Here is a 25487-nt window from a genome sequence, read left to right as displayed (position 1 = left end):
GATTTGCGGCTTGGCGCGCGGCGTCGGCACCGGATCGGCGGGCTTGGCTGCGGCGGCGACCACGGTCGGTGCGGACGGTCTCGTGGCGACGGCAGGGGCGCCCTCGTCATCCTCGTCGCTGCTCGCGGCGGCCGGAGCCGACTTGCCCTTGAACAGGGCGGCGAAGAAATTCAGCTTGCCGCCGGCGTCATCGCCGCTGCCGCGCCGCTCGATGTCGGCCTTGGCGAGCTCATAACCCTTCAGCGGCACGCCGTCGGTCGGCACATGCACCGTGCGGCCGTCAGGGAACACGCGAGCGAGCTGGTCATGCGTCATGCGCGGCCAGTGCCGGATGCTGCCGGTGTCGAGGTGCACGAAGGGCGAGCCGGAGGTCGGATAGAAGCCGACGCCGCCACGCTGCAGGCGCAGGCCGGCGAAGCGGATCTGCTCCAGCGGCACGCCGGGAATGTAGAAGTCCATCGCATGCCCCAGCATGTGCTGGCTGAAGCGCGCCACACCGGAGGAGCGGCGGCGGAGCATGGCGTTGGTGGCGGGGGAGCGGTAGGAGGAGATGATCTGGATCGGCTGCTTGCCGTCGACGTCGCGATAGACTTCCCAGAGGATGTCGAAGAGGTGACGGTCCATGACCGTCTCGTCCTGGGTGCGCCAGTCGCGCAGGAAGTGGTTGATCTGCTTCAGCGCCGCTTCGTCGTAGCGGCCGTCGCGCTTGAAGGTGACGGTGAGGTCTTCGCCGGAATGGGTGTGGTGGAAGGATAGCGTCTTGGTTTCGTTCAGCGCGGCGGCGTTATGAACAGAACCTGCGGCGGCAAGTAGCAATACGGAAGCGAGGCCGATCCGGGATCCGGCCTTCACTCCCGCATGGGACAACGACAGCACCGCGAATTGGCGTGCGAGACCAGTCAGCACGTTAGAGCCCACCCAGTCGACGAGCGTTCAAAATGGACTCTCCCGCCAACCCCGTAGCGCGCGAAAGAGGATGAACGCATTCTTAAAGCAAGAAGGTTAATTCGAGGTTGACCTTCCCGCCCCCAAACCAAGTCAGGATACGATCCTAAACGGTTGAGTGTGGCAAAAAAACGCCCGCTGCCCGGGGGCAGGTGGAGAATGGTTAAACGTTAAGCGCCCCCATCCAGGGGATGGGGGCGCTGATTTTATTGCAGATTTTCAGGAAACAGGTCGGCGAGGCCGAGCCGGGCCTCAGCGGGTGAACACCCGCTGCTGCTGCGGACGGCGGCCGACCGGAGCCGGCGGTGGGGTCGGCGCCCCGAACAGCCGCTCGAAGAAATTCGGGCCTGACGAGCCGAAGCCGCCGCCATTGTTGGCCACCGCCACGCCGGACGGAAGCGTCGTTGCCGGGCGCGAATAGCTCGGCTGGGAATGCGCAACGATGGCCTCGAGGTCCTTGCCGCGGTTGTTCTTCAGGATGTTGATCATGGTCGCATCGCGGCCATAGACGTCCTTGCGGAATTGCAGCTTGCCGCCATCGTCAACGAACGCGGTCTGGTAGGTGAGGTTCACCGGGATCGGCGTTGGGAATTTCAAGTCGATCTCGCTCTTGCCGTACATGCTGCGCACGCGCTCCGGCGTGTATTTCTCGTTCGGCATGGCGATGTTGAGCAGAACGGACGCGTACTGGTCCGGGTTCTGCACGCGCATGCAGCCATGGCTGAAGGCGCGATCTTCCTTGCCGAACAGGTTCTTGTCCGGCGTGTCGTGCTGATAGACCAGGAACTTGTTCGGGAAGTTGAAGCGGATGCGGCCGAGCGCGTTGGCTTCACCGGGCGGCTGCGAGATGTGCACCGAGCCGTCGCGGTTCTGTTCGAGCTTGAGGCCCATGCGCTGGAGCACGGTCGGGTCCTGTTGAAGCGCCGGCAGGTACTCGTTGTAGACGATCGAGGGCGGCACGTTCCAGGTCGGATTGACCGTGATGTACTTCATCGTCTCGGTGAGCAGCGGCGTCGCATGCGTGCCCGGCTTGCCGGTGACGACGCGGGTGGTCCAGACCTGCTGGTCGCGCTGCATCACCTTCAGCGTATAGTCGGGAATGTTGAGGATGACATAGGCATCGCCCAGCGCGGGCGCGCCGAGGTCGCGCGGCAGCCAGCGCCAGCGCTCCATGTTCACCAGCACCACGTCGATCTGCTTGTCGCGCTTCGGGGTGTTGATTGCCTTGACGGTCTTGTCGTCGAGAATGCCGGTCGCCTTGATCTCGGCACCGTTCTGGAATTTGCGCACGGCTTCGGCGACCGTCGCGTCATAGCGAGTGTCACTGGCGTTCTCGGTGATGCCGAGCTTGGCGCGGAGCTGCGGCACGCGCGGATCCTCGACGACGACCTCAGCCTGCTTCCTGCCGCGGGCCGGGGTGTACCTCAGCGCCGGGCCGTCGGCGATCTCGATCACCGCGCCGTCGCCCTGGCCGCGGAGCTGTGCGAGCTTCGCCTTCAGCTCCTTGTAGAGCTTCTGCGGCGGGTTGTAGCTGTCGAGTGCAGCGGAGGCGTCGGCAGCGGTCGTGACCTTGGTGAGCACCTCGCTCGGATCGACCGGATGCTCGGGATAGAGGATGTCTGCGCTGACCTGCGACCAGTGCATGCGGCCGCTCTGGGCCTGGCGCGCATAGTCGAACATGCTGGCGGTGAGCTTCAACTCGGCATCGGCGAGCGCATCGGGCGTGGTCGCCGCGGCGAAATCCGGTACCGGATAGTCGCTCGCGTCGAGGCCGTCGGAGGCCGCATCCTTCAGCCGTGCGATCACGCCCTTCGCCGCGGCCGTCAGGCTGCCGCCCTGGGTCCAGACCGGCGCGAAGTCACGTGCACCGTAAAACTTCTCGACGGCGGCGCGCTCGTTCTTGCGGTCGAAATGGCGCGAGGTCTTGGCGCCGATGATGTCCTTCAGCTTGTCGGCGACCGGCTGGTCGGCGGCGGGAACGTTGCTCGCGGCCTTCACGGGCTCGGCGGCCGGTTCCTTGGCGATCTCCTTCGGCGGCTCGGCCGGAGCTGCTGCAGTGGCGGGCGCTGCGGGGACGACCGGCGTTGCGGTCGCAGTGTCGGCCTTCGCGGGTTCGGTCTTCGCCGGCTCCGTTTTGGCCGTTTCGCTCTTCGGCGCCTCAGTGGCGGGCGTGGTGGCGACGTCGGAAGGCTTGGTCTCGACTTTGTCGGCGGCCGGTGCGGCCTCGGCCTTCACAGGTTCCTTGGCAGGCTCTGTCGCGGAGTCGTGGATCGTGGCGGTGGTGTCGAGCTTGATGTCGGATGCGGTCGGGGGGCGGGACGTTTGCCGGCTCGGGGCGCGGGATCGCGGCTTCGATCGCGAGCTCGGCGGCGCTGCTGCGCGCCTGATCCTGCGCCAGGGCTGAGCTGGCCGATACCGTGAGGAAGATTGCCGCGACCGTCATCAAGACGCGGTCAAAGCCTGCACGGTGGTTCAAACAGTCACGCATTTCGCACCCCTCGGGTGAACTGTCCCTCGTGGAACAGCTTCGTTATCGCCTAATTGAGCTTCGGCTAGATCGCGCCGGTCTCTTGAAAGTTGCACGCCTGAACGCAACGATTCATACGCAGACGATACATAGGCCCCGCTTTTGCAGCCAGCGCTGCCCGGGACAACTCGCGACAAACTGACTTCAAGAAAGCCCGTTTGCAACGGATTGTGCGCTGTCGGTACGCGCTTTTCCCTGAGTCTGTCACTTCCAAGTCACGGTTCACGTCGCAGCCAAATTTCGCCGTAATGCGAAGGGTTTGTGGCCACGGGGCTCCTTCGTTCGCATGAGGCTCAGTGCGTCTCCTCACCGCTTTTCCCGCCATGGCCGGGCACCCCGGCTTCGTCGAGTTTGCGGTAGAGCGTGGACCGGCCGATTTTGAGGCGGCGGGCGACCTCGGACATCTGTCCGCGATAGTGCGAGATCGCGAAGCGGATGATCTCGTTCTCCATGTCCTCTAGCGCGCGAACATCGCCGGTCGGGGTCAGCATGGAGAGGGATCCCGCCAAGGGCAGCGGCGCGATCGGAATTTCACCACCTGAGACCACCGAGGGCGCCGCGATCGGCTCAAGCATCAGCGGCGCGGTTGGTATGTCCGTTGCGGGATGCGGCTGCGAGGTGAGCAGGGGGAAGTCGCCGAGGCCAAGCTGGTCGCCGTCGCTCATGACCACGGCGCGATAAACCGCGTTTTCGAGTTGGCGGATGTTGCCGGGCCAGTCGAGCTGGGCGAGGTGCGCCACGGCCTCGCCGCTGATGCCGGAGATCGGGCGATTCTCCTCGGCGGCAAAGCGCGCTAGGAAATGCCGGAGCAGATGCGGGATGTCCTCGCGCCGGGCCCGTAGCGAAGGGATCGTCAGCGGCAGCACGTGCAGGCGATAGAACAGGTCCTCGCGGAAATGCCCCTGCTTCACCCGTTCCAACAGCCTGCGGTTGGTCGCGGAGACGATCCGGACGTCGACCTTGACCGGCCTGCGGCCGCCGACCGCCTCGACCGCACCTTCCTGAAGCGCGCGGAGCAGCTTGACCTGCGCGGTCAGCGGCAGCTCGCTTACCTCGTCCAGAAACAACGTGCCGCCATGAGCTTCGACGAACTTGCCGCTGTGCCGTTCGGTGGCACCGGTGAAAGCGCCCTTCTCGTGGCCGAACAGGATGGACTCGACGAGGTTGTCGGGGATCGCACCGCAATTGACCGCGACGAAGGGTTTTGCCTTGCGCTCGCCGCTGCCATGGATGGCGCGCGCGAACATCTCCTTGCCGACGCCGGACTCGCCCTCGATCAACACGGGGATCGAGGAGTTAGCCGCCTTCTGCGCGGCGCGCATCACGCCCGCCATCGCCTCGGCGCGCGTGATGATGTCGGAGAAGGTCAGCCGGCCCTCGCGGCTGTGACGCATGCGCTGCAATTCGCCCTTGAGCGCCGAGGCGTTGAGCGCGTTGCGCAAGGAGACCTGAAGCCGCTCCACGCCGACCGGCTTGACCACGAAATCCGCCGCACCCGCGCGCATCGCCGAGATCACGTTGTCGATGCCGCCATGGGCGGTCTGCACGATGACGGGGACGCTGAGGCCAGCTTCGCGGATTTTCGCCAGCACGCCCATACCGTCGAGGCCGGGCATCACGAGATCGAGGATGACGGCATCGATGGCCGGCGCATCGGGGGCGGTGAGGGCGGCAATCGCGGCGTCGCCGGACTCCACGACGACCGTCTCATAGCCGCATTTCTGCACCATGTTCTCGACCAGCCGGCGGGCTACAGCGTCGTCGTCGGCGATCAAAATACTGGCAGCCATGGTGTTCCCCGCACGCTACTACTATCTGTCTCGAATCGGGGCACTCTGGCCGAAGCCGATTAACGCACTCTTAAACCTTGGTGCCCCCGCCCGCCGTCGCGATTGTTGAACACAGGTTTCCCACACAATGACTTCGCGCTCCAAGTCCGCTCTCCGCAAGCCAGCCACCAAATCTGCCGCCAAGAAATCCGTAGCCAAGAAATCCGTCGCCAAGAAATCCGTCGTCACGGCAAAACCCTCCAAACCTTCGCTCGCCAAACCTTCGCTCGCCAAGCCTTCACTCGCCAAGCCTTCACTCGCCAAGCCTTCACTCGCCAAGCCTTCACTCGCCAAGTCTTCACCCGCCAAGCCTGCGAGCAAGGCCGGCAAGCTTCCGGAGTGGAACCTCGCCGATCTCTATTCCGGGATCGACGCCCCGGAAGTGGCGCGCGATCTCGAAAAGATGGATGCCGACTGCGTCGCGTTCGAAACCGACTACAAGGGCAAGCTCGCAACAGGGACAGCAAAGGAAGATGGCGGAAAATGGCTCGCCGAGGCGGTGCGGCGCTATGAGGCGATCGACGATCTCGCCGGCCGTCTCGGCTCCTATGCCGGTCTCGTCCACGCCGGCGATAGCGTTGATCCCAAGATTTCAAAGTTTTACGGCGATGTGTCGGAGCGGCTGACGGCGGCGTCCACCCATCTTCTGTTCTTCGCGCTCGAGCTCAACCGTGTCGATGACGATATTTTGACCCGCGCGATGCAAGCCGCCGAGCTCGCGCACTACCGTCCCTGGATCGAGGATCTGCGCAAGGAGAAGCCATACCAGCTCGATGACAAGCTCGAGCAGCTCTTCCTGGAGAAGGCGCAGACCGGCTATTCCGCCTTCAACCGGCTGTTCGACCAGACCATTTCCGGCCTGCGCTTCAAGGTCGGGGCCAAGGAGCTCGCGATCGAGCCGACGCTCAACCTGTTGCAGGACCGCGACGGCGCCAAGCGCAAGACCGCGGCCGAGGCGCTGGCGAAAACCTTCAAGGCCAATGAGCGCACCTTTGCGCTCATCACCAACACGCTCGCCAAGGACAAGGACATCTCCGATCGTTGGCGCGGTTTTCAGGACGTCGCGGATTCCCGCCATCTGAACAACCGTGTCGAGCGCGAGGTGGTCGATGCGCTGGTCGCCTCGGTGCGTGCGGCCTATCCAAAACTGTCGCATCGCTACTACGCGCTGAAGGCGCGCTGGTTCGGGAAGAAGCGGCTCGCTTATTGGGACCGCAACGCGCCGCTGCCCTTTGCCGCGACCGACACCATCGCCTGGCCTGACGCGCGAAGCATGGTGCTGACGGCCTATCGCGGCTTCTCGCCCAAGATGGCCGATATCGCCGAGCGCTTCTTCACTGACCGCTGGATCGACGCCCCGGTGCGTCCGGGCAAGGCGCCGGGCGCGTTCTCGCATCCGACCACGCCGTCGGCGCACCCTTACGTGCTGATGAACTACCAGGGCAAGCCGCGCGACGTGATGACGCTCGCGCACGAGCTCGGCCATGGCGTGCACCAGGTGCTGGCGGCGAAGAACGGCGCGCTGATGGCGCCGACGCCGCTGACGCTGGCGGAAACCGCGAGCGTGTTCGGCGAGATGCTGACCTTCAGGCGGCTCCTGGCGCAGACCAAGAGCGCCAAGCAGCGCCAGGCGCTGCTCGCCGGCAAGGTCGAGGACATGATCAACACCGTGGTGCGGCAGATCGCGTTCTATTCCTTCGAGCGCGCGGTCCACACCGAGCGCAAGAACGGCGAGCTCACCGCGACGCGGCTCGGCGAGATCTGGCTGTCGGTGCAGGGCGAGAGCCTGGGGCCGGCGATCGAGATCAAGGCTGGTTACGAGAATTACTGGATGTACATCCCGCACTTCATCCATTCGCCGTTCTACGTCTACGCCTATGCGTTCGGCGACTGTCTCGTGAACTCGCTCTACGCCGTCTACGAAAACGCCGCCGAAGGCTTCGCCGAGCGCTATCTCGACATGCTCGGCGCCGGCGGCACCAAGCGCTATTCTGAGCTGCTGCGGCCGTTCGGGCTCGATGCCAAGGATCCCAAGTTCTGGGACGGGGGGCTCAGCGTGATCGCCGGGATGATCGACGAGCTGGAGGCGATGGGCTGAGGGGCGGAGCGCCCCTCTACGAGGGAAAGGGGGCCGTAATACATCTGTTGAACTGTTCCTTTGGGCGTGTTATACATATGTATAACGTACTGGAGGCAAGGCCATGAAGATCGAGATCAAGAAGATCGGCAATTCCGATGGTCTGCTCCTGCCGCGTGAGTTGATGCAGCGGCTCGATCTCAAGCGGGGGCAGCAATTGCACATCGTGGAATTGCCCGGCGGTGGCTTCCAGGCGCTGCCCTACGATCCCGACTTCGAGCGGACCATGGAAATCGCCGATGAGGTGATGGATAAGTATCGCGACACGCTTGCGGCACTCGCAAAGTAGCCAGCTCACTCAAATGAGCGAGCTGGAAGAACCGCTCTGGATGGCCTACGAGCAGGCTGTCGCAATCCACAGTCGACAACTCCGACGCTTCGGCGGCGCGCCGGGATTGCGCGACGAGGGCATGCTGCGCTCGGCGCTGGAGCGGCCGATCAACAAATGGCGCTACGAGCAGGCGACGCTGGACGAACTCGCCGCGGCATGCGCATTCGGCCTCGCGAAAAATCGTGCGTTCGTCGATGGAAACAAGCGCATCGCCTTCGTGGCGATGATGGTGTTCCTCCACAAGAACGGTGTTGCGTTTAGTCCAGATCCTGCGGAGGCCGCGACCATCATCCTCTCACTCGCCGCCGGCGAGGTCAGCGAGCGGAGCCTCACGCGCTGGATCCGCGATAATCTGGATTCCAAATGACCTGATTTGCCGGAAAACCGCGCATCCGTGCCGTTGCCCTGCCCGAAGCTTTGCGGTATCCAGCCAAAGAATTCGACTTTCGACTGGGGACATTCCATGGCTGACCATAGCGAAGTGGCGTACACCACCGCCGACGGCAACGACTACATTGCCCACGAACAGACCTATGAGGGCTTCATCAAGCTGGTGAAGTACGGCACGGCCTCGGTCGCGCTCATCGTGATCCTGATGGCGATCTTCCTGACCTGATCCATCGCCTGCTGCACCGCCATCGCCGGCGGTGCCCACAAAATTTGCATCCAAGCCGGTTCCAAAACCGGTATCCAACGTTGCGGGAGTAACGCTAAGTTCGCGTGCGCGCTTTGTCCCGCGTCGCCGGAGGGCCTATGAAGATCGCCGTTGCCAAGGAAATCGATCCGTCGGAGCCGCGTGTCGCCGCCTCACCTGATACGGTGAAGAAGTTCAAGGCGTTAGGCGCCGAGATCGCCGTCGAGCCGGGCGCCGGCATCAAGTCGGGCCTGCCGGATTCCGAATTCACCGCCGCCGGTGCCACCGTCAGCGCCGATGCGCTGAAAGACGCGGACATCATCATCAAGGTCAAGCGCCCCGAGGCGTCCGAGCTCGCGCAGTACAAGCGCGGCGCGCTCGTTATCGCCATCATGGATCCCTACGGCAACGATGCCGCGCTGAAGGCGATGGCCGACGCCGGCGTCTCCGCCTTCGCGATGGAATTGATGCCACGCATCACGCGCGCGCAGGTGATGGACGTGCTCTCGTCGCAGGCCAACCTCGCCGGCTACCGCGCCGTGATCGAGGGCGCAGAGGCGTTCGGCCGCGCCTTTCCGATGATGATGACGGCGGCCGGCACTGTGCCAGCGGCCAAGGTGTTCGTGATGGGCGTCGGCGTCGCCGGCCTGCAGGCGATCGCGACCGCGCGCCGCCTGGGGGCCGTCGTCACCGCGACCGACGTGCGGCCCGCGACGAAGGAGCAGGTGGAATCGCTCGGTGCGAAATTCCTCGCCGTCGAGGACGAGGAGTTCAAGAACGCGCAGACTGCCGGCGGCTACGCCAAGGAGATGTCCAGGGAGTACCAGGCCAAGCAGGCGGCGCTCACGGCCGAGCACATCAAGAAGCAGGATATCGTGATCACCACCGCGCTGATCCCGGGCCGGCCGGCGCCGAAGCTGGTCTCGGGCGAGATGGTCAAGTCGATGAAGCCGGGTTCGGTGCTGGTCGATCTCGCGGTCGAGCGCGGCGGCAATGTCGAGGGCGCCAGGGCCGGTGAGGTCGTCGATCTCGATGGCATCAAGATCGTCGGCTACACCAACGTCGCCGGCCGCGTCGCGGCCTCGGCCTCCAGCCTCTACGCGCGCAATCTGTTCTCCTTCATCGAGACCATGGTCGACAAGAAAGAGAAGAAGCTCGCGGTGAACTGGGACGACGAACTCGTCAAGGCGACCGCGCTGACCAAGGACGGCGCCGTCGTCCACCCGAACTTCCAGCCGAAGGCGTAAGGAGAGATCGCCATGGAGCATGCTGCACAGGTCGTCGACCCCTTCATCTTCCGGCTGTCGATCTTCGTCCTCGCCGTCTTCGTCGGCTATTTCGTGGTGTGGTCGGTGACGCCTGCGCTGCACACGCCGCTGATGAGCGTGACCAACGCGATCTCTTCGGTGATCGTGGTCGGTGCGCTGCTCGCGGGCGGCGTCGCCAATGTATCGAGCGGCTCGGGCTGGGCGCGCGCCTTCGGCTTCGTTGCACTGGTATTTGCCTGCATCAATATCTTCGGGGGCTTCCTTGTCACCCAGCGCATGCTGGCGATGTACAAGAAGAAGTCGAAGTAAGCGGCCACCTCGGGCTGAAGGGATCAATGGGGACCTGAGATGAGCGCGAACCTCTCTGCATTCTTGTATCTCGTGGCGGGAGTGCTGTTCATCCTGTCGCTGCGGGGGCTGTCGAGCCCGGCTTCGTCGCGCCAGGGCAATCTGTTCGGCATGATCGGCATGGCGATTGCGGTCGCCACCACGCTCGCCAACCATCCGCCGGCAGACGGCGTCGCCTGGGTGCTCGTCATCGTTGGCATCGCCATCGGTGCTGCGATCGGCGCGGTCATCGCGCGGCGCGTGCCGATGACCTCGATGCCGGAGTTGGTCGCCGCCTTCCATTCGCTGGTCGGCATGGCAGCGGTTCTGGTCGCCGCCGGCGCGTTCTACGCGCCCGAAGCCTTCGACATAGGCACGCCCGGCAACATCCATCCGCAGAGTCTGGTCGAGATGTCGCTCGGCGTTGCCATCGGCGCCCTGACCTTCACCGGCTCGGTGATCGCGTTCCTGAAGCTGTCCGCGCGCATGAGCGGCTCGCCGATCATCCTGCCGTTCCGCCACATCATCAACATCGCGCTCGCCGCGGCGCTGGTGTTCTTCATCGTCGGGCTCGTCCTGTCCGGCAGCGCATTCGACTTCTGGATGATCGTCATCCTGGCGCTGGCACTCGGCGTGCTCATGATCATCCCGATCGGTGGCGCCGACATGCCGGTCGTGATCTCGATGCTGAACTCCTACTCCGGCTGGGCCGCGGCGGGCATCGGCTTCACGCTCGGCAATTCCGCGCTGATCATCACCGGCGCGCTGGTTGGCTCGTCCGGCGCGATCCTGTCCTACATCATGTGCCACGCGATGAACCGGTCCTTCATCTCGGTCATCCTCGGCGGCTTCGGCGGCGAGACCGCGGCGGCCGGCGGCGGCACCGGCGAGCAGAAGCCCGCCAAGCTCGGCTCCGCCGATGACGCGGCTTTCATCATGAAGAACGCCTCGAAGGTCATCATCGTGCCCGGCTACGGCATGGCGGTGGCGCAGGCCCAGCACGCGCTGCGTGAAATGGCTGATACCCTGAAGAAGGAAGGCGTCGAGGTGAAGTACGCCATTCACCCGGTCGCTGGCCGCATGCCCGGCCACATGAACGTGCTTCTGGCCGAAGCCAACGTTCCCTACGATGAGGTGTTCGAGCTCGAGGACATCAACTCCGAATTCGCGCAGGCCGACATCGCCTTCGTGATCGGCGCCAACGACGTCACCAACCCGGCTGCCGAAGAGGACAAGAGCTCGCCGATCTACGGCATGCCGGTGCTCCAGGTCTGGAAGGCCGGCACCGTGATGTTCATCAAACGTTCGCTCGCGTCCGGCTATGCCGGCATCGACAATCCGCTGTTCTATCGCGACAACACCATGATGCTGCTCGGCGACGCCAAGAAGGTCACCGAGAACATCGTCAAGGCGATGTAACGCGAGGGCGCTGACCGTGGCCATCAACAAGGAATGGCACCGGTCCCATCGCATGCCACAGAAGGCGACACGCGAGCGTGTCGCATTGCACGCCGCACATGCCGCGCCGTGCGGCTGCCGCGAGATCCCATTGAGCATCCGGCCAGATGTCCTCAAATTGCTCGAGAGCCGCCGCAAGCCCTGAACTGTGGAGTGGTGGGGGCGCGATGACATTCCTGAAATGGATCGCCATCATCCTTGCGGCCGGTTATTTCGCCGGTCTCCTCCTGCTGTTCGTGAAACAGCGCGCCATCCTGTTTCCGGCCCAGACCGCCGAGCGCACGGCGCCTGCCGCGGCTGGGTTTCCGGAGGCCGAGGAGCATGTCCTGACCACGTCGGACGGCGAGAAGGTCATCGTCTGGCACGTGCCGGCGAAGCCCGGCCGTGCCGTGGTCCTCTTCTTCCACGGCAATGGCGATTATCTCGCGGGCCTCGTCGGCCGCTTCAAGGCCATCACGGCTGACGGCACCGGTCTCGTCGCGCTCTCCTATCGCGGCTATGCGGGCTCCAGCGGCGCGCCGAGCGAAGACGGCCTGCTGCGCGACGCAGCAGTCGCGTATTCATTCGCGACAGAGCGTTATGACGCCCAGCGGATCGTCGTCTGGGGATTCTCGCTCGGGACCGGTGTCGCCGTTGCGGTCGCGTCGGAGCATCCGGTCGGGAAGCTGATCCTCGAGGCTCCCTTTACGTCGATCGTCGACGTCGCTGCCTCGCATTTCCCGTTCGTTCCGGTCCGCCTCCTGATGCGCGACCGGTTTCACTCGGACGAGCGTATCGCACGGGTCACGGCGCCGCTCCTGATCGTGCATGGCGCGCTGGACCCCACCATCCCGATCGCATTCGGTGAGAAGCTGTTTGCGCTGGCTCACGAGCCGAAGCGGTTCGTGCGCCTTCCCGGCGGCGGGCACGACGATCTCGGCAGCTATGGCGTCGTCGAGATCGCACGGCAATTTATCAATGGCGGGTGAGGGCTGACGGGGACGATCTTCTCGCGCATAATCGGATTGCTTGTTTGAAGGAATTGTTGGCATGAGCGCACACAGACCGATGCCGCGGTCATCATGGATTTTCCCCGCTTTGGCGGTGCTGCTGTTCCTGATCGTGACCGCGACCGGTTACGGCTTCACCCTGTCGGCCGGCGGAGGCCTGTTTGCGATCGTCCTCCTGGTGATCCTGTTCGGCACCGTGTTCGCGGCCGTCCACCATTCCGAGGTGATCGCGGAGCGCATCGGCGAGCCCTACGGCACACTGCTGCTCACGCTGGCGGTCACCATCATCGAGGTCGCGCTGATCACCACGATCATGCTGGGCGACAAGCCGGCGCCAGAGCTCGCGCGCGACACCGTCTTCGCGGTTGTGATGATCGTCTGCAACGGCCTGGTCGGCCTCTGCGTCTTCATCGGCGGCCTGCGCTATCGTGAGCAAGACTTTCAGGTCTCGGGCGCCAACGTCTATCTCAGCGTGCTGATTGCGCTGGCGACCATCACGCTGATCATGCCCAATTACACACTGACGACGCCGGGGCCGATCTATTCGACGATTCAGCTCGGTTTCGTCGACCTCGTGACGATCGTGCTCTACGGCGTGTTCCTCTATACCCAGACCGTCCTGCACAAGGACTACTTCGTCCACGAGAGGGCGGACGACGAGGGCGGGGAGGCCCACCTGTCCGGCAAGTTGCTGGCGCTTAGCATCGCGCTGCTCCTGATCTCGCTTTTGGCCGTCGTTCTCCTCGCCAAGAAGTTCTCGCTGGTGGTGGACGCTGTCGCCGCCAAGATCGGTGCTCCGCCGGCCTTTGCCGGTCTTTTGGTCGCTCTCCTGATCCTGATGCCGGAGGGTGTCTCAGCGATTGCCGCGGCCCGCAAGAACGATCTCCAGAAGAGCATCAACCTCGCGCTCGGCTCCTCGCTTGCAACCATCGGCCTGACCATTCCGGCGGTCGGGCTCGCGACCTATGCCCTCAATCAGCCGCTCGTGCTGGGCCTCAATCCCCAGAACACGGCGCTCTTGCTCCTGACATTCTTGCTGAGCATGCTGACCTTCGGCACCGGCAGGACCAATGTTCTGTTCGGGCTGGTCCATATGGTGGTATTTGCCGTCTACGTGTTCATGGTTTTCGTGCCCTAAAGTGCGATGAAGATTGGGATGAATCATCATCGCGCTTTAGGTTATTGTTTGGGCATGATCTTTCCGGAAAACCGCTGCACACTTTGCGCTAACGCGGCCCTTCGGGTCCGGATCATGCCCTAGGAGGGTTCCTATGCTTGCCGCCAAGTCCGAGGTCCAGGTCGACAACGAGGAGGTTCGGGTGACCGAGTGGCGGCTCGCTCCGGGCAGCGCGACCGGGCATCACACCCACGGCATGGACTACGTCATTGTTCCTGTCGTCGCCGGCGAGATGACTATCGTGGCGCCCAATGGCGAGCGTTCGAAGGCGCAGCTTGCGGCTGGAAAATCCTACTTTCGCAAGGCCGGCGTCCAACACGACGTACTTAACGAAACCTCAACCGAGATCGTGTTCCTTGAGGTTGAACTGAAGCCGTAAGGCGCCGACTTGCCATCGATCCGTCTCAGTTGATCCCTTACAATGCCCCAAAGTTCCCGCATCAAATCGCGCGGGGAGTGGCCGAGAAATGCTGAAATACCTCGCTAAAATTTCGATGGATATTTTCCCCTCGGTGCTCGCGACCATCATCGGGGCGTACATTGTTAACCACTACATCAACGCCAGGCCGGCGGCTGATGCCCCTGCGGCCGTTGTGGCGCCTGCCCAGCCCGGCAAGGACGGCAAGCCTGCCGACGTTGCCAACCTCCCGGCACCCGGCGTCAAGGCCAAGGGCGTCCCTGAGAAAAGCATCTCCCAGAAGAGCGTGACCGACAAGGCGGCCGCCGAGAAGCCGGCCGACAAGTCCGCCGAACATCCGGCCGAGACCAAGGTCGCGGACGTGGCTCCCGCCGAGGCCGCTCCGCACGGCCGCGCCCCGGCGCGTGAGAAGGCGCTCGCCAAGTCCACCCCAGCGTCAACTTCCGCCGCCCCTGTGGTTGAGGCCAATTCGGCGCCGGCTGCTGCGTCCCCGGCCGCGACCCCCGATGCCAACGATCTCGCGCGGGCCGCCATCGAGCGGCTGCGCAAATCGCCTGAGGGCAAGGCCGCGGAAGCCAGATCTGAAGCCAGGTCTTCTGAGACCAAGTCGGTCGAGAGGACGCCGGAGCCTGCGGTGCAGGATGCCGCCCGAACGCCGGAAGCCCCCCGTGTCGTAACTGCGGTGCCGTCGACGGTGCATCCGCTGCCGCCGCCGATCACGGTGTCGACGCCGTCATCCGAGGCCTATGGCAATGGCGGCTCGTCGCAGGCTAACCCGCCCTACACGGCTTCGATCGGCGATGATGGTCCCAACCGGATGACGCCGCCGGCTGATATCCCGGTCCCGGTGATCGCGCCGCCGCTCGATCTGCGTGCCGACGCCGGGGCAGCCACGCCGCGGCCGAAGACCAACGTCGCCGACGAGATGTTGTCGGGCATGAAGTCGATGTTCCACGCGGTTCTGCCCAAAGGCGCCACGCCCGACTAGAGCCATTTCCGTTCCGATGGAATCGGAACGGGGCTCTAGATTCTTGTTTTGACGTGTTTTCTTTACGCGAACCGGTATCCATTTCGCTCGAAAACGCTCTAAGGCGGGACCTGAGCCGCGCTGTCAGCCGCCGACGCGGGTCAGCCCGCTACGGGCGGCATCGTCGCGTGGACGCAAGGCGACTGCCTTGTTGTAGGATGCTGCAGCCTTGGCCTTGTCACCCAGCTTCTCATAGGCCTGTCCCCGCGCGGTCCAGACCTGGGCATTGTGCGGATCGGCTTCGGACGCCTCATCGAGATCAGCCGCCGCTTCCTTGACCTTGCCGAGAGCGAGATAGCTGGTGGCGCGGCCCAGCAGCGGCTCGGCCTTCTGCGGGTTGAGCCCGCTCGCGGCGCTGAAATCGGCTATGGCGAAATCGTGCTCGTTGTTGCCCTGATAGATCAGGGCGCGGCCATAGAGAGCCTGCGCATTATAGGGATCGAGCCCGACGGCGCGATTGAACTCATCCAGCGCTGCCGCCGTCTCCCCGGACTTTGCCAGGGCTTGGGCCTTTGCCGTGCGAGTCTGGGCTTCGGTGACGTTGCCGGCGCTGACCGCGCTCTCCGGGGCAGCAGCCGCTTTGGGTGTTTCCTGCGGCTTGTCCTTCTCCGGCATCAAAGATCCCAGATCGAAGGAGCAGCCGCACAGTGCGATCCCCATCAAGGCCAACGCGAGCGGCTGCGGCCGGAGATGGCGACGCCGCGCCAAGCCGCGTTCGGGGAAAGGGGAGGCCATCTACGGTTCGCTCGCGCTGGTGCCGCATCGGTAGTGCCCCGTCCCAGAAAGGCACCGCTCACAAAACAATAACGCGGGCCAAGGGCCCGCGTCATCGAAAACTGAAGTCTTACAAGCTCGGCAAATCAGCGCGGTCCGCGCGGACCTGCACCCGGGCCACCACGGCCGCCACGATCACCGCCGGGACCTGCGCCGAACACCGGCTTCGGCTTCATCGGCAGGAGGCCTTCACGCTGGAGCTTCTTGCGGGCCAGCTTGCGTGCGCGGCGCACGGCTTCGGCCTTTTCGCGGGCCTTCTTCTCGGAGGGCTTCTCGTAGTGTCCGCGGAGCTTCATCTCGCGGAAAATCCCCTCGCGCTGCATCTTCTTCTTCAGCGCCTTGAGGGCTTGATCGACATTGTTATCGCGAACGAGAACCTGCACGCGGCATCCTCTTCAGTAGATCGGATTTGAATTCTGGTAAGTCAAAGGGGATGGCGAAAAGCACAAGCCCTTAACCTTGAGGGCGCGGATGTATCAGACAAAACCCGGGATGTCCACCTGCCAAGCGGGTTTTCGGGCCAAGTTCGGCCATTAAATGCGGCGAAAATACCTCCACGCAGCCCCGATTTGGGAGATTTAGCGCCATTGGCGGGGCGGCGGCCGGAGCTTTGTTCCGGAATTCCAGGAAATCAGGAGAGACGCCACATGGACGTGAAGAAATACGCTGCCGAGGCCATCGGTACATTCTGGCTCACATTCGCCGGTTGCGGCAGCGCGGTGATCGCCGCCGGCTTTCCGCAAGTCGGAATCGGCCTGGTCGGTGTGTCCCTGGCGTTCGGGCTGAGCGTGGTCACCATGGCCTATGCGATCGGCCATATTTCGGGCTGTCATCTGAACCCGGCCGTCACCGTCGGGCTCGCCGCCGGTGGGCGCTTTCCGGCAGGGCAGATCGTGCCCTACGTGATTGCACAGGTTTGCGGCGCGATCGTAGCCGCCGCGCTGCTCTATGTGATCGCCAGCGGCGCTCCCGGATTCGACGTCACCAAGGGCTTTGCATCCAACGGCTTTGATGCGCATTCACCCGGCCATTACAGCCTGGTCGCCTGCTTCATCACCGAGGTGGTGATGACCATGATGTTCCTGTTCATCATCATGGGCGCCACTCACGGCCGTGCGCCTGCGGGCTTCGCGCCGCTCGCGATCGGGCTTGCACTGGTGATGATCCACCTGGTCAGCATCCCCGTCACCAACACGTCGGTGAATCCGGCGCGCAGCACGGGCCCCGCCCTGTTCGTCGGCGGCTGGGCGCTGGCACAGCTCTGGCTGTTCTGGGTCGCACCCCTGATCGGCGGCGCGCTGGGCGGGGTGATCTATCGCTGGCTCAGCGACGAACCCACGGGCGCCGTCGTGGGCGCAAAAACGGCGTGATCGCAAAAGCGGGATCGCGGCAGTTGCCACGGTCCCTCACTTGTCTTTCGGCGGCCTGACTTCGGTGACGTGGCCCATCTTGCGGCCGGGGCGCGGTGCACCCTTGCCGTAGATATGTACGGTCGCTCCCGGCACGCTCAGCCATTTCTCGTAGTCGTGGATCTCGTCGCCGATCAGATTGGTCATGGTGACGACCTCGCCGTGGCGAACGGGCTTACCGAGCGGCCAGCCGGCAATGGCGCGGATGTGCTGCTCGAACTGCGAGACCGAGGCGCCATCGAGGGTCCAGTGTCCGGAATTGTGCACGCGCGGGGCGATCTCGTTGACCAGCACCTTCGGTCCAGTGCCATTGGCGAGCACGAACATCTCGACGGCGAGCACGCCGACATAGTCGAGCGCGCTCGCGATCTTGCCGGCGACGCTGCGCGCTTCCTCGGCGAGCGCATCCGGGATCGGCGCGGGCGCACGGGATATCTTCAGAATGTGATCGCGATGCTCGTTCTCGGTGACGTCGAAACACTCGACCTGGCCCGCGGCCGAGCGCGCGGCGATCACGGAGATCTCGCGCTCGAACGGTACGAAGGCTTCCAGGATCGCGGATTTGGTGGCGAGGCTGGTCCACACCTTGGCGATGTCGTCGCCCGCGCGGATGATGGCCTGGCCCTTGCCGTCGTAGCCGAAGCGGCGGGTCTTCAGCACGGCCGGAAGGCCGATCCTGAAGATCGCCTCGCGCAACGACGAGACCGACGTGACATCGGCATAGGCTGCGGTGCGGACGCCGAGCCGCGTCACGAAATCCTTCTCGGCGAGCCGGTCCTGGGTGGTCTCGAGGACCTTGCGGTTCGGCAGCACGGGGCGGCGCGCATCCAGCACCATCGCGGCGGCCGCCGGCACGTTCTCGAATTCGTAGGTGATGACGTCGACGTCGTTGGCGAACAGCTCGAGCGCTTCGACGTCGGCATATTCGGCGCAGGTCGCATTCAGCACGACGTCGAAAGCCGGCGAATCCGGATCGGGCGAGAACACCTGGCAGCGCAGGCCGAGCCGCGCCGCGGCCATGGCCAGCATCCGCCCCAATTGTCCGCCGCCGAGGATTCCGATGGTGTCGCCGGGCTTCAGCTTCACCTGCTTTGCGTCAATCACGCCTTGTCCTCCGGGCGCTCGGCAACCGCCTCGGTCTGCGCCTTGCGCCAGGCGGCAAGGCGGTCGGACAATGCCGGGTCGGACAATGCCAGCACGGAAGCCGCAAGCAGCGCCGCGTTGATCGCGCCAGCCTTGCCGATGGCAAGAGTGCCGACCGGGATGCCCGCAGGCATCTGGACGATCGAATAGAGCGAATCGATGCCCTTGAGCGTCTTGGATTCGACGGGAACGCCGAACACCGGCAGTTCCGTCAGCGCCGCCGCCATGCCCGGCAGATGCGCGGCGCCGCCGGCACCGGCGATGATGACTTTGTAACCTGCCGTCTTGGCGCCCTTGGCGAAAGCAAACAGCCGGTCGGGGGTGCGGTGTGCCGAAACGATGCGTGTGTCGGCGGCGACGCCGAGCGCTGCAAGCGTGTCGGCGGCATGCCGCATCGTGTCCCAGTCCGACTGGCTTCCCATGATGATGGCGATCGGCGCGGTCATGACGTCAATTGTGCTCGGAAAACAGAAAGATAGGCCAGATTAACGGTTCCGGCCGGCGGCTCGCAAGGCGGTGGCAAGGAGAAGGGAATGCACTATCCTGTCTTGGTGAATCCCCGCAAGCCTTCATTGAGCAGGTTGCCCATGAAGAAACCAAAAAGGGCGAGCGCTGCGAAGGCCAAAACGGGCCGGAAACCCAGCGCCGGTCGCTCCAAAGCCGCCCTCAGGCGTCCGGCCAAGCCGGCGCGGCGCGGAGCGTCGGCCGACGGCGACGCCAAGGTCATCCGCGGCTTGCGGAGCAAGCTCAAGCAGGCCTTGCAGCGGGTCGCGGAACTCGAAGCTGCCGCGGACACCGACTTCCTGCTCGACATTCCGAACCGGCGCGGCTTCGAACGCGAGCTCCAGCGCGCCGTCGCCTACATGAAACGGTACCGCGCCAGCGGCGCGCTGATCGTGCTCGACGTCGATCGGCTGAAGCCGATCAACGACTCCTTCGGCCATGCCGCCGGCGACGAGGTGCTCAAGGCGATCGCCGACGCGCTGACGCGGCAGGTCCGCGCCTCGGACGTGGTCGGCCGGCTCGGCGGCGACGAGTTCGCGCTGCTGCTGTGGAATCTCAGCGAGACAGATGCCAAGGCGAAGGCCGCGGCCTTCGAGCAGGCGATCGACGAATTACCCTTTGTCTTTCGCGGCCAGCACGTGACCGCCGGCGCGTCCGCCGGCGTCGCGGTGCTGGGAGCGCAGTCCGATGCAGCTCGCGCGCTGGAGGAGGCTGACGCAGCCATGTATGTCCGCAAGGCGTGCCGGCGGCACGAGCCGCGGATCAGCCTCGCCAGCAGCTAGAGCATGATCCCGACCCGAAGGGCCGCATGAGCGCGAGGTGTGCAGCGGTTTGCCTTCGCGACAAACGCGGAACGCGTTTGCGCGAAGATCATGCTCAAACGATAATCCTTACAGCGCGGCGAGATCTTCCGGCACATTGCCGAATTTGCGGAGCAGCTTGGCGTCACCGAATTCGCCGGTCATGGGATCGCCGGTGCGGCTGAATGCGACTGCGCCGATGTGGCCGGCGCCGTGCGACAAGATCTCTGCGCGCCGCAACGCAGCCGCCGAGGTCTGGCATTCCTCCGCGGCGCCGGCGACAGGCGATCCGTCGGCATCGATCAGAAAGGGCATTGCAACGTAGTAGGTCACATCCGACATGGCGTTGCTCCAGGTAGGGCATGATCCGGACCCGAAGGGCCGCATGAACGCAAAGTGTGAACCGGCTTTCCCTCGTGACAAACGCGGAACGCGTTTGCGCTTGGATCATGCGGAAAGAATCAAAGCGCGATCTCATCGCGCTTTGGAACTCAGGCGGCGCTGCTCTTGCTCCGCATCTTGCTGCGCGAGGTCTCTGGAATGCAGCCGGCTGAAATTGCCGCCTGCAATTCTTCCAGCTCGGCTTCCAGATATTCGTTGGCCATGATCAGCGCCTTGATGGTGCTGCGCAGATTGCCGTCGCACATCGCAATCGCCTGATCGCAGGCCTGTTCATAATGGCTGTTGTCGAGAAGGGCGGTTGCCGACATCTGCGTTGTCCTTGGGCGTTTCCTGGGGGCGTTGGATGTCCAAATGTTCCTATTTTGTTCTTTTCGAGTCAAGCGGATTCACGTGCGACGAGCCGTTGCGAAAAGCCCGCTCGCGGATCAGGCAATAATGTCCGGCGTGATCTGGTCTTCGATGAAGGCGATGCGGTCGCGCAACAGCAGCTTGCGCTTCTTCAACCGCTGCAACCGCAATAGGTCGGGGGCGGGCGATTGATGCAATGCATCGATCGCCGCATCGAGATCTCGGTGTTCCTGCTGCAACCGGGTGAGCTCGGCTTCAAGCTCACGCTCATCTTCATGGGTCATGTCTGCGGTGGCCGAAAAACCGATAGGCTTGAGACTGGGCTGTGGATGCCCTGTGGAAATTATCGTCCTTGCGCGGCGTGATCGCAAGCGATCTGCGACACCCGCTCACCGATCTTCCGCAACATATTGAATGATTCGCTGCAGCGCTGCGCAAGCGCATTGATATCATGGATTTTTCCAGCGCGGTTCCTTACTCACGCTTCATTACATATGAATTTTCAAAAATGACGGTGCGACAACGGATACATATCGACAGAACGAATCGCTGATGTAGACTTCCTCGTCCGGATCGAATCCTAAGGTCACCCCCTACCGAGGAGGTTTCGAATGACAATTCAGGCACATCTGGTTGAATTGGAACGGAAGCACAAACTTCTCGAAAACGAATTGCACGAAGCACTCGTGCACCTTTCAACAGACGACCTGCAAATTGTTGAGTTGAAGCGCCGGAAGTTGCTGGTCAAGGACCAGATCGAACGTCTGAAGCAATCTGGCGATACGCTGCACTAGCAACCCCCGTAACATCGTAGAGTTGATCGTACCCTTTTCGCGCAGGGGTGAGAGCTGTCGCACTCATCCCTGCTGGAAGGTGCGCACCACGCGGAGATATCTGCGCGGCGCTTAGATGTTTGCGAGCTCGGCGACGTGATCCGCGATCGCGAGCGACGACGTCAGTCCCGGCGATTCGATGCCGAACAGGTTGATCAGGCCTTCGACGCCGTGATCGCGCGGGCCCTGCATCAGGAAATCCTGCGTGGCCACCGCCGGCGGCACAATCTTCGGGCGGATGCCCGAATAGCTTGGCATCAATGCGCCGTCAGGCAGCGTCGGCCAGTATTTGCGGATCGCCGGATAGAAGCGCTCGGCCCGTGACGGGTCGACCTCGTAGTCGATTGTCTCGATCCATTCGACGTCGGGGCCGAAGCGCGCCTGCCCTGCCATGTCCAGCGTCAGATGCACGCCGAGCCCGCCAGGCTCCGGCACCGGATAGATCAGGCGTGAGAACGGCGCCTTGGCGTTGCAACTGAAGTAGTTTCCCTTGGCGAGATAGGCCGGCGGAATCCGATCCAGCGGCATGCCGTCGATGTTGCGCGCCACCTTTGTCGCCGAGAGTCCGGCAGCGTTGACGAGGAGGCTGCATTGCAGCGTCATCGGCGCTCCACCGCCGGCCTCGATCTCGATGGCGCCGGCGGTCGCCTTGGCGCGGATCAGCGGAGTGTGGAACGCGAAGGCCGCGCCGGCGCCCTCGGCTTCGCCGCGCAGCGAGAGCATATAGGCGTGGCTGTCGATGATGCCGGTCGAGGGCGACAGCAGCGCGGCGTCGCAGGCGAGCGCCGGCTCCAGCGCACGTGCGGCTTCGCCCGCGAGCAACTGCATGTCGAGCACGCCATTGGCCTCGGCATGCTCCTTGATCGATTGCAGCTTCTCGGTCTCCTTCGCGCTGGTCGCAACGATCAGCTTGCCGCAATTCCTGTGCGGGATGCCGCGTTCGCTGCAGTAGCGGTAGAGCGCGTGCTTGCCGCTGACGCACATGCGCGCCATCCAGCTCCCGGCGCGGTAGTAGATGCCGGCATGGATCACCTCACTGTTGCGCGAGGAGGTGATGGTGCCGATGGCCTCGGCTTCTTCGAGCACGATGACCTCGCGCCCGGCCTGGGCGAGCTTCCGAGCCACCGCGAGCCCGACCACGCCGGCTCCGATGACGACGCAGTCGACCCTATCCATGGTTGTGCAGGATTCTCGCTGAAGCTGCCGATGGCGTCGGCTTGCCTGGGAAACGGGCCGCGCCGCTGTTTTCCGTTAAGGAAGCATTTATCATGTCAGGGCAATTGCCGGATTTTGCGTCACATTTTTCTATTGCACGAACAGGCGTTTACCCGATCCAAACCCGCGAGGCCAGACAATCCGACGTTGAAATCGCGGGTGGCTGATGGCTGAGAAAGACTGGCACGTAGGCAGCATGCTTCCGATTGCTGTGCAGGCCGTCGTGTGCCTGGCCGGCGCGGTCGCGCCTTCGCGCGCCTTTGCGAGGTCGGACAGCTTCGCTCCGCCGAGCTATCTTGGCAATCTCGACCCCAATCTGATCTGGGAAGCCCTGATCGGGGGCATCGTCGTCTGCTCGTTCCTGGCGGCAATCGCGCTGTTGATCCATTCCGCGCTGCGCCGGAGCAAGCGCTCGCAGTTGCGGCGCAACGCCTTCGTCTCCTCCGCCATGAACAATCTCAACCAGGGCGTGGTGATGACGGATGCGCAGCAGCGCATCATCTTCTGCAACGACCGCTATCTCGAGATCTACGGCCTGACGCGCTCGGACCTGTGGACCGGCATGACCGGCCACGACATCCTCGAGTTGCGACGCAAGCGCGGGGTCCTCGCCGTCTCCGCCGACGACTTTTACGAGAAGGCGGCAAGTCCGAACGGCCTGATCAGCGAGTTGCCGGACGGACGCGCCATCCTGGTGAAGTATTTCACTCTGCCGAATGGCGGATCGGTGGCGACCCATCTCGACGTCAGCGAGCAGCGCAAGCTGTCGCGGCAGCTCGCCTCGACCAAGCAATTCCTGGAAACGGTGCTGGACAACGTGCCGGCCTGCGTGGCCGCGAAGAACATCGAAGACGGCCGCTACATCTTTGCCAACAGCGCCTATGAGCGCTTCTGGGGCTTTTCGCGGGACCAGGTCGTCGGCAAGACCGCGCGCGAGCTGTTCGGGCCCAATTCGGCGGCGAGCATCGAGGCGACCGATCGGGCCGCGCTCCTGGCACCGGAAGGGCAGTATCGCAACGAATTCGAGGTCGAGCGCGGCTCGGCCCGGCGCAAGGTGGCCTCGATCCGGATCGTGGTCCGCAACGAGAGCAACAAGCCTGAATTCCTGCTGCTGGTGTTCGAGGACATCACCGACCGCCGCTCGCTGTCGCAGGAGCTGGAGAGCACCAAGAAGTTCCTGGAGCTCGTGGTCGACAACATCCCGGTTGCGCTGATCGTCGAGCAGGTCAAGGACGGCCGCTATCTGCTCGCCAACCGCAGCGCGGAAACGATCCTCAACCGCAGGCGCGAGGAAGCCACGGGCCTGACCGCGTCCGACATTTTCAATCCCAAGGAAGCCAAGCTGATCATCGCGCGCGACGAGGCCGCGATCAAGAAGCGCGGGATGATCACCGAGGAGCATCCGATCTCCACCAAGGACGGCCTGCGGCTGTTCCTCACCCGCCGCGCCACCGTGCTGAACGATTCCGGCGAGCCGCAATATCTGATCAAGACCCACGAAGACGTCACCGACCGCCGGCAGACCGAGTCGCGCATGGCGCACATGGCCTATCACGACGGCCTCACCGATTTGCCGAACCGCGCCGCGTTCCTTCAGGCGCTGACCCAGATGATCGAGGCCTGCGAAGGCACCGGCGAGGAGTTCGCGGTCCTCTGCGTCGACCTCGACGGCCTCAAGGAGGTCAACGACGTCTTCGGTCATGCACTCGGCGACAAGCTCCTGATCGAGGTGGCCCAGCGGCTCCAGGACTCCGCGCGCGGCGGCGTGGTGGCGCGCCTTTCCGGCGACGAGTTCGGCCTGATCATCGACGGCAAGCAGCCGGAAGCGGGACTCGCGCTGGCGCAGCAGGTCGGAGAGGCGGTCGCGCTGGAATTCCAGATCGACGGCCGGGCGGTGCGCGCCGGCGCCACCACCGGCATGTCGATCTTCCCGCACAATGGCGCCGACGGCGCCTCGCTGCTCGCCAATGCGGGTGCGGCACTGTTCCGCGCCAAGCAGAAGTCGCGCGGCACGATCAGCCTCTACCAGCCTGAGATGGACCAGCAGATCCGCGATCGCCGCGTGCTGCACCAGGATCTGTCGATGGCGATCAAGAACGGCGAGCTCTCGCTCGCCTTCCAGCCGCAGGGCGCCGCGCGCCCCAGTGTCGCCGAGAGCAAGATCATCGGTTTCGAGGCGCTGGCGCGCTGGCAGCATCCGGTGCGCGGCCAGGTCTCCCCGGCCGAGTTCATCCCGATCGCGGAAGAGAGCGGTCTGATCGTCGAGATGGGCGAGTGGATCTTGCGCGAGGCCTGCCGCGAGGCGGCATCCTGGCCGAAGCCGCTCCAGGTCGCGGTCAATCTGTCGCCAGCGCAGTTCATGCACGGCGACGTGGTCAGGCTCGTCCATTCGATCCTGATCGAGACGGGCCTCGCGCCCGGCCGGCTCGAGCTCGAAATCACCGAGGGCGTGCTGATCGAGGATTTCGACCGCGGCCTTGCGCTGCTGCGCCGGCTGAAGGCGCTTGGCGTGCGCATCTCGATGGACGATTTCGGCAGCGGCTACTCCTCGCTGAGCTATCTCCAGGCGTTCCCGTTCGACAAGATCAAGATCGACCGCGCCTTCATCATCAATCTCGGCCGCAATCCACAATCGGCGGCGATCGTGCGCGCGGTGATCGATCTCGGCCACGGCCTCGAAATGTCGATCATCGCTGAGGGTGTCGAGACGGTCGATCAGCTCGCCTTCCTGGCCAAGGAGGGCTGTGACGGCGTGCAAGGCTATCTGCTCGGCAAGCCCTTGCCGATCGGCCAATATGCCGGCCTCGTTGGACGCGCCGAGACCATGGAGCTTGCCCTCAAGACCGGCTAAAGCGTTTTCGCGCGAAGTGGATGCGGTTCGCGCAAAGAAAACGCGTCAAACAAGAATCTAGAGCCTGGTTCCGATTTCATCGGAACGGAAATGGCTCTAGTGATGGCGAGCGCTGTGCTCGCTCTCGACAGTTTCATGGCG

Annotated in this window: 25 protein-coding genes and 1 pseudogene; 15 read left to right on the top strand and 11 right to left on the bottom strand. The window is 64.1% G+C overall.

Annotated elements, in window-relative coordinates:
• The 3 genes and pseudogenes from AC630_RS39425 to AC630_RS39415 all read right to left on the bottom strand — a co-directional run.
• The coding region (locus AC630_RS39425) for a peptidoglycan L,D-endopeptidase MepK (RefSeq protein WP_245330649.1) at nt 1–906 on the bottom strand (906 nt) is incomplete at its 3' end.
• A 291-nt stretch (nt 907–1197) separates the two neighbouring features.
• Nucleotides 1198–3433, bottom strand: a pseudogene (locus AC630_RS39420) (L,D-transpeptidase family protein).
• Between the two features lie 332 nt (nt 3434–3765).
• Nucleotides 3766–5262, bottom strand: coding sequence for a sigma-54-dependent transcriptional regulator (locus AC630_RS39415; protein ID WP_074123738.1), 1497 nt, complete (start codon nt 5260–5262; stop codon nt 3766–3768).
• Between the two features lie 127 nt (nt 5263–5389).
• Between AC630_RS39415 and AC630_RS39410 the strand changes: the two genes are divergently transcribed.
• The 11 genes from AC630_RS39410 (at nt 5390) to AC630_RS39360 (ending at nt 15028) form a co-directional block, all read left to right on the top strand.
• Nucleotides 5390–7399, top strand: a complete 2010-nt coding sequence (locus AC630_RS39410; protein ID WP_074123737.1) for a M3 family oligoendopeptidase — start codon at nt 5390–5392, stop codon at nt 7397–7399.
• A gap of 103 nt (nt 7400–7502) precedes the next feature.
• A complete protein-coding gene (locus AC630_RS39405; protein WP_027545558.1) occupies nt 7503–7727 on the top strand; it encodes an AbrB/MazE/SpoVT family DNA-binding domain-containing protein in 225 nt (74 codons plus the stop codon).
• 13 nt (nt 7728–7740) lie between these two features.
• On the top strand, nt 7741–8136 hold the full coding sequence (locus tag AC630_RS39400) for a type II toxin-antitoxin system death-on-curing family toxin (RefSeq protein ID WP_074123736.1): 396 nt from the start codon (nt 7741–7743) through the stop codon (nt 8134–8136).
• 96 nt (nt 8137–8232) lie between these two features.
• Nucleotides 8233–8385 (top strand): aa3-type cytochrome c oxidase subunit IV, encoded by a 153-nt coding sequence (locus AC630_RS39395; protein WP_035704696.1) that lies wholly within the window; start codon nt 8233–8235, stop codon nt 8383–8385.
• Nucleotides 8386–8522: 137 nt separating this feature from the next.
• Entirely contained in the window at nt 8523–9650 is a 1128-nt protein-coding gene (locus AC630_RS39390; protein WP_074123735.1) for a Re/Si-specific NAD(P)(+) transhydrogenase subunit alpha, read from the top strand.
• A gap of 12 nt (nt 9651–9662) precedes the next feature.
• Nucleotides 9663–9980, top strand: coding sequence for a proton-translocating transhydrogenase family protein (locus tag AC630_RS39385; protein ID WP_074123734.1), 318 nt, complete (start codon nt 9663–9665; stop codon nt 9978–9980).
• A 39-nt stretch (nt 9981–10019) separates the two neighbouring features.
• Nucleotides 10020–11417, top strand: coding sequence for an NAD(P)(+) transhydrogenase (Re/Si-specific) subunit beta (locus AC630_RS39380; RefSeq protein WP_074123733.1), 1398 nt, complete (start codon nt 10020–10022; stop codon nt 11415–11417).
• Nucleotides 11418–11623: 206 nt separating this feature from the next.
• Nucleotides 11624–12424, top strand: a complete 801-nt coding sequence (locus tag AC630_RS39375; RefSeq protein ID WP_074123732.1) for an alpha/beta hydrolase — start codon at nt 11624–11626, stop codon at nt 12422–12424.
• 61 nt (nt 12425–12485) lie between these two features.
• Nucleotides 12486–13583: a calcium:cation antiporter gene (locus tag AC630_RS39370; RefSeq protein ID WP_074123731.1), complete on the top strand. Its 1098-nt coding sequence runs from the start codon at nt 12486–12488 to the stop codon at nt 13581–13583.
• 133 nt (nt 13584–13716) lie between these two features.
• Entirely contained in the window at nt 13717–14001 is a 285-nt protein-coding gene (locus tag AC630_RS39365; protein ID WP_074123730.1) for a cupin domain-containing protein, read from the top strand.
• Between the two features lie 88 nt (nt 14002–14089).
• Nucleotides 14090–15028: a hypothetical protein gene (locus AC630_RS39360; protein ID WP_074123729.1), complete on the top strand. Its 939-nt coding sequence runs from the start codon at nt 14090–14092 to the stop codon at nt 15026–15028.
• 123 nt (nt 15029–15151) lie between these two features.
• Here the strand turns inward: AC630_RS39360 and AC630_RS39355 are convergent, their stop codons facing one another.
• Together AC630_RS39355 and rpsU are read right to left on the bottom strand one after the other, a co-directional pair.
• Nucleotides 15152–15802, bottom strand: coding sequence for a tetratricopeptide repeat protein (locus AC630_RS39355; RefSeq protein WP_074123728.1), 651 nt, complete (start codon nt 15800–15802; stop codon nt 15152–15154).
• Between the two features lie 125 nt (nt 15803–15927).
• The gene (gene rpsU, locus AC630_RS39350) at nt 15928–16224 is read right to left on the bottom strand and encodes a 30S ribosomal protein S21 (protein WP_008546194.1); all 297 of its coding nucleotides are present in this window, start codon (nt 16222–16224) and stop codon (nt 15928–15930) included.
• A gap of 264 nt (nt 16225–16488) precedes the next feature.
• Here rpsU and aqpZ point away from each other — a divergent pair, with 264 nt between their 5' ends.
• Nucleotides 16489–17211: an aquaporin Z gene (gene aqpZ, locus AC630_RS39345; RefSeq protein ID WP_074123727.1), complete on the top strand. Its 723-nt coding sequence runs from the start codon at nt 16489–16491 to the stop codon at nt 17209–17211.
• Between the two features lie 36 nt (nt 17212–17247).
• On the opposite strand, the gene AC630_RS39340 is transcribed toward aqpZ, so the two are convergent.
• Both AC630_RS39340 and purE read right to left on the bottom strand, forming a co-directional pair.
• Nucleotides 17248–18354, bottom strand: a complete 1107-nt coding sequence (locus tag AC630_RS39340; RefSeq protein ID WP_074123726.1) for a 5-(carboxyamino)imidazole ribonucleotide synthase — start codon at nt 18352–18354, stop codon at nt 17248–17250.
• The gene (purE, locus tag AC630_RS39335) at nt 18351–18839 is read right to left on the bottom strand and encodes a 5-(carboxyamino)imidazole ribonucleotide mutase (protein ID WP_074123725.1); all 489 of its coding nucleotides are present in this window, start codon (nt 18837–18839) and stop codon (nt 18351–18353) included. Before purE ends, AC630_RS39340 begins: the two co-directional genes overlap by 4 nt.
• 141 nt (nt 18840–18980) lie before the next feature.
• Here purE and AC630_RS39330 point away from each other — a divergent pair, with 141 nt between their 5' ends.
• Entirely contained in the window at nt 18981–19679 is a 699-nt protein-coding gene (locus AC630_RS39330) for a GGDEF domain-containing protein (RefSeq protein ID WP_074123724.1), read from the top strand.
• 108 nt (nt 19680–19787) lie between these two features.
• Here AC630_RS39330 and AC630_RS39325 read toward each other — a convergent pair whose 3' ends face one another.
• The 3 genes from AC630_RS39325 to AC630_RS39315 form a co-directional block, all read right to left on the bottom strand.
• Entirely contained in the window at nt 19788–20039 is a 252-nt protein-coding gene (locus AC630_RS39325; RefSeq protein ID WP_074123723.1) for a hypothetical protein, read from the bottom strand.
• 149 nt (nt 20040–20188) lie between these two features.
• Nucleotides 20189–20407 (bottom strand): hypothetical protein, encoded by a 219-nt coding sequence (locus AC630_RS39320; RefSeq protein WP_007596256.1) that lies wholly within the window; start codon nt 20405–20407, stop codon nt 20189–20191.
• A gap of 117 nt (nt 20408–20524) precedes the next feature.
• The gene (locus tag AC630_RS39315) at nt 20525–20731 is read right to left on the bottom strand and encodes a YdcH family protein (protein ID WP_018641547.1); all 207 of its coding nucleotides are present in this window, start codon (nt 20729–20731) and stop codon (nt 20525–20527) included.
• A gap of 327 nt (nt 20732–21058) precedes the next feature.
• Between AC630_RS39315 and AC630_RS39305 the strand changes: the two genes are divergently transcribed.
• Entirely contained in the window at nt 21059–21241 is a 183-nt protein-coding gene (locus AC630_RS39305; RefSeq protein ID WP_074123722.1) for a YdcH family protein, read from the top strand.
• Between the two features lie 111 nt (nt 21242–21352).
• Here the strand turns inward: AC630_RS39305 and AC630_RS39300 are convergent, their stop codons facing one another.
• Nucleotides 21353–22456 (bottom strand): NAD(P)/FAD-dependent oxidoreductase, encoded by a 1104-nt coding sequence (locus AC630_RS39300; protein WP_074123721.1) that lies wholly within the window; start codon nt 22454–22456, stop codon nt 21353–21355.
• 205 nt (nt 22457–22661) lie between these two features.
• Between AC630_RS39300 and AC630_RS39295 the strand changes: the two genes are divergently transcribed.
• On the top strand, nt 22662–25346 hold the full coding sequence (locus AC630_RS39295) for a sensor domain-containing protein (protein ID WP_074123720.1): 2685 nt from the start codon (nt 22662–22664) through the stop codon (nt 25344–25346).
• Nucleotides 25347–25487: the final 141 nt, after the last annotated feature.

The organism is Bradyrhizobium sp. AS23.2, from assembly GCF_001908185.1.
Taxonomy (GTDB): domain Bacteria; phylum Pseudomonadota; class Alphaproteobacteria; order Rhizobiales; family Xanthobacteraceae; genus Bradyrhizobium.
Note: the sequence above shows the minus strand (reverse complement) of the source record. Positions and strands in the feature narration are given on the sequence as shown.

Excerpts from the sequence above, each read along its gene's own strand:
- AC630_RS39365 (WP_074123730.1), top strand. The coding sequence starts at position 13,717 with ATGCTTGCCGCCAAGTCCGAGGTCCAGGTCGACAACGAGGAGGTTCGG.
- AC630_RS39360 (WP_074123729.1), top strand. The coding sequence starts at position 14,090 with ATGCTGAAATACCTCGCTAAAATTTCGATGGATATTTTCCCCTCGGTG.
- purE (WP_074123725.1), bottom strand. The coding sequence starts at position 18,839 with ATGACCGCGCCGATCGCCATCATCATGGGAAGCCAGTCGGACTGGGAC.
- AC630_RS39370 (WP_074123731.1), top strand. The coding sequence starts at position 12,486 with ATGAGCGCACACAGACCGATGCCGCGGTCATCATGGATTTTCCCCGCT.
- AC630_RS39385 (WP_074123734.1), top strand. The coding sequence starts at position 9,663 with ATGGAGCATGCTGCACAGGTCGTCGACCCCTTCATCTTCCGGCTGTCG.
- AC630_RS39320 (WP_007596256.1), bottom strand. The coding sequence starts at position 20,407 with ATGTCGGCAACCGCCCTTCTCGACAACAGCCATTATGAACAGGCCTGC.
- AC630_RS39395 (WP_035704696.1), top strand. The coding sequence starts at position 8,233 with ATGGCTGACCATAGCGAAGTGGCGTACACCACCGCCGACGGCAACGAC.
- AC630_RS39295 (WP_074123720.1), top strand. The coding sequence starts at position 22,662 with ATGGCTGAGAAAGACTGGCACGTAGGCAGCATGCTTCCGATTGCTGTG.
- AC630_RS39410 (WP_074123737.1), top strand. The coding sequence starts at position 5,390 with ATGACTTCGCGCTCCAAGTCCGCTCTCCGCAAGCCAGCCACCAAATCT.
- AC630_RS39375 (WP_074123732.1), top strand. The coding sequence starts at position 11,624 with ATGACATTCCTGAAATGGATCGCCATCATCCTTGCGGCCGGTTATTTC.
- aqpZ (WP_074123727.1), top strand. The coding sequence starts at position 16,489 with ATGGACGTGAAGAAATACGCTGCCGAGGCCATCGGTACATTCTGGCTC.
- AC630_RS39315 (WP_018641547.1), bottom strand. The coding sequence starts at position 20,731 with ATGACCCATGAAGATGAGCGTGAGCTTGAAGCCGAGCTCACCCGGTTG.
- AC630_RS39400 (WP_074123736.1), top strand. The coding sequence starts at position 7,741 with ATGAGCGAGCTGGAAGAACCGCTCTGGATGGCCTACGAGCAGGCTGTC.
- AC630_RS39325 (WP_074123723.1), bottom strand. The coding sequence starts at position 20,039 with ATGTCGGATGTGACCTACTACGTTGCAATGCCCTTTCTGATCGATGCC.
- AC630_RS39405 (WP_027545558.1), top strand. The coding sequence starts at position 7,503 with ATGAAGATCGAGATCAAGAAGATCGGCAATTCCGATGGTCTGCTCCTG.
- AC630_RS39355 (WP_074123728.1), bottom strand. The coding sequence starts at position 15,802 with ATGGCCTCCCCTTTCCCCGAACGCGGCTTGGCGCGGCGTCGCCATCTC.
- AC630_RS39305 (WP_074123722.1), top strand. The coding sequence starts at position 21,059 with ATGACAATTCAGGCACATCTGGTTGAATTGGAACGGAAGCACAAACTT.
- AC630_RS39415 (WP_074123738.1), bottom strand. The coding sequence starts at position 5,262 with ATGGCTGCCAGTATTTTGATCGCCGACGACGACGCTGTAGCCCGCCGG.
- AC630_RS39390 (WP_074123735.1), top strand. The coding sequence starts at position 8,523 with ATGAAGATCGCCGTTGCCAAGGAAATCGATCCGTCGGAGCCGCGTGTC.
- AC630_RS39330 (WP_074123724.1), top strand. The coding sequence starts at position 18,981 with ATGAAGAAACCAAAAAGGGCGAGCGCTGCGAAGGCCAAAACGGGCCGG.
- AC630_RS39380 (WP_074123733.1), top strand. The coding sequence starts at position 10,020 with ATGAGCGCGAACCTCTCTGCATTCTTGTATCTCGTGGCGGGAGTGCTG.
- AC630_RS39300 (WP_074123721.1), bottom strand. The coding sequence starts at position 22,456 with ATGGATAGGGTCGACTGCGTCGTCATCGGAGCCGGCGTGGTCGGGCTC.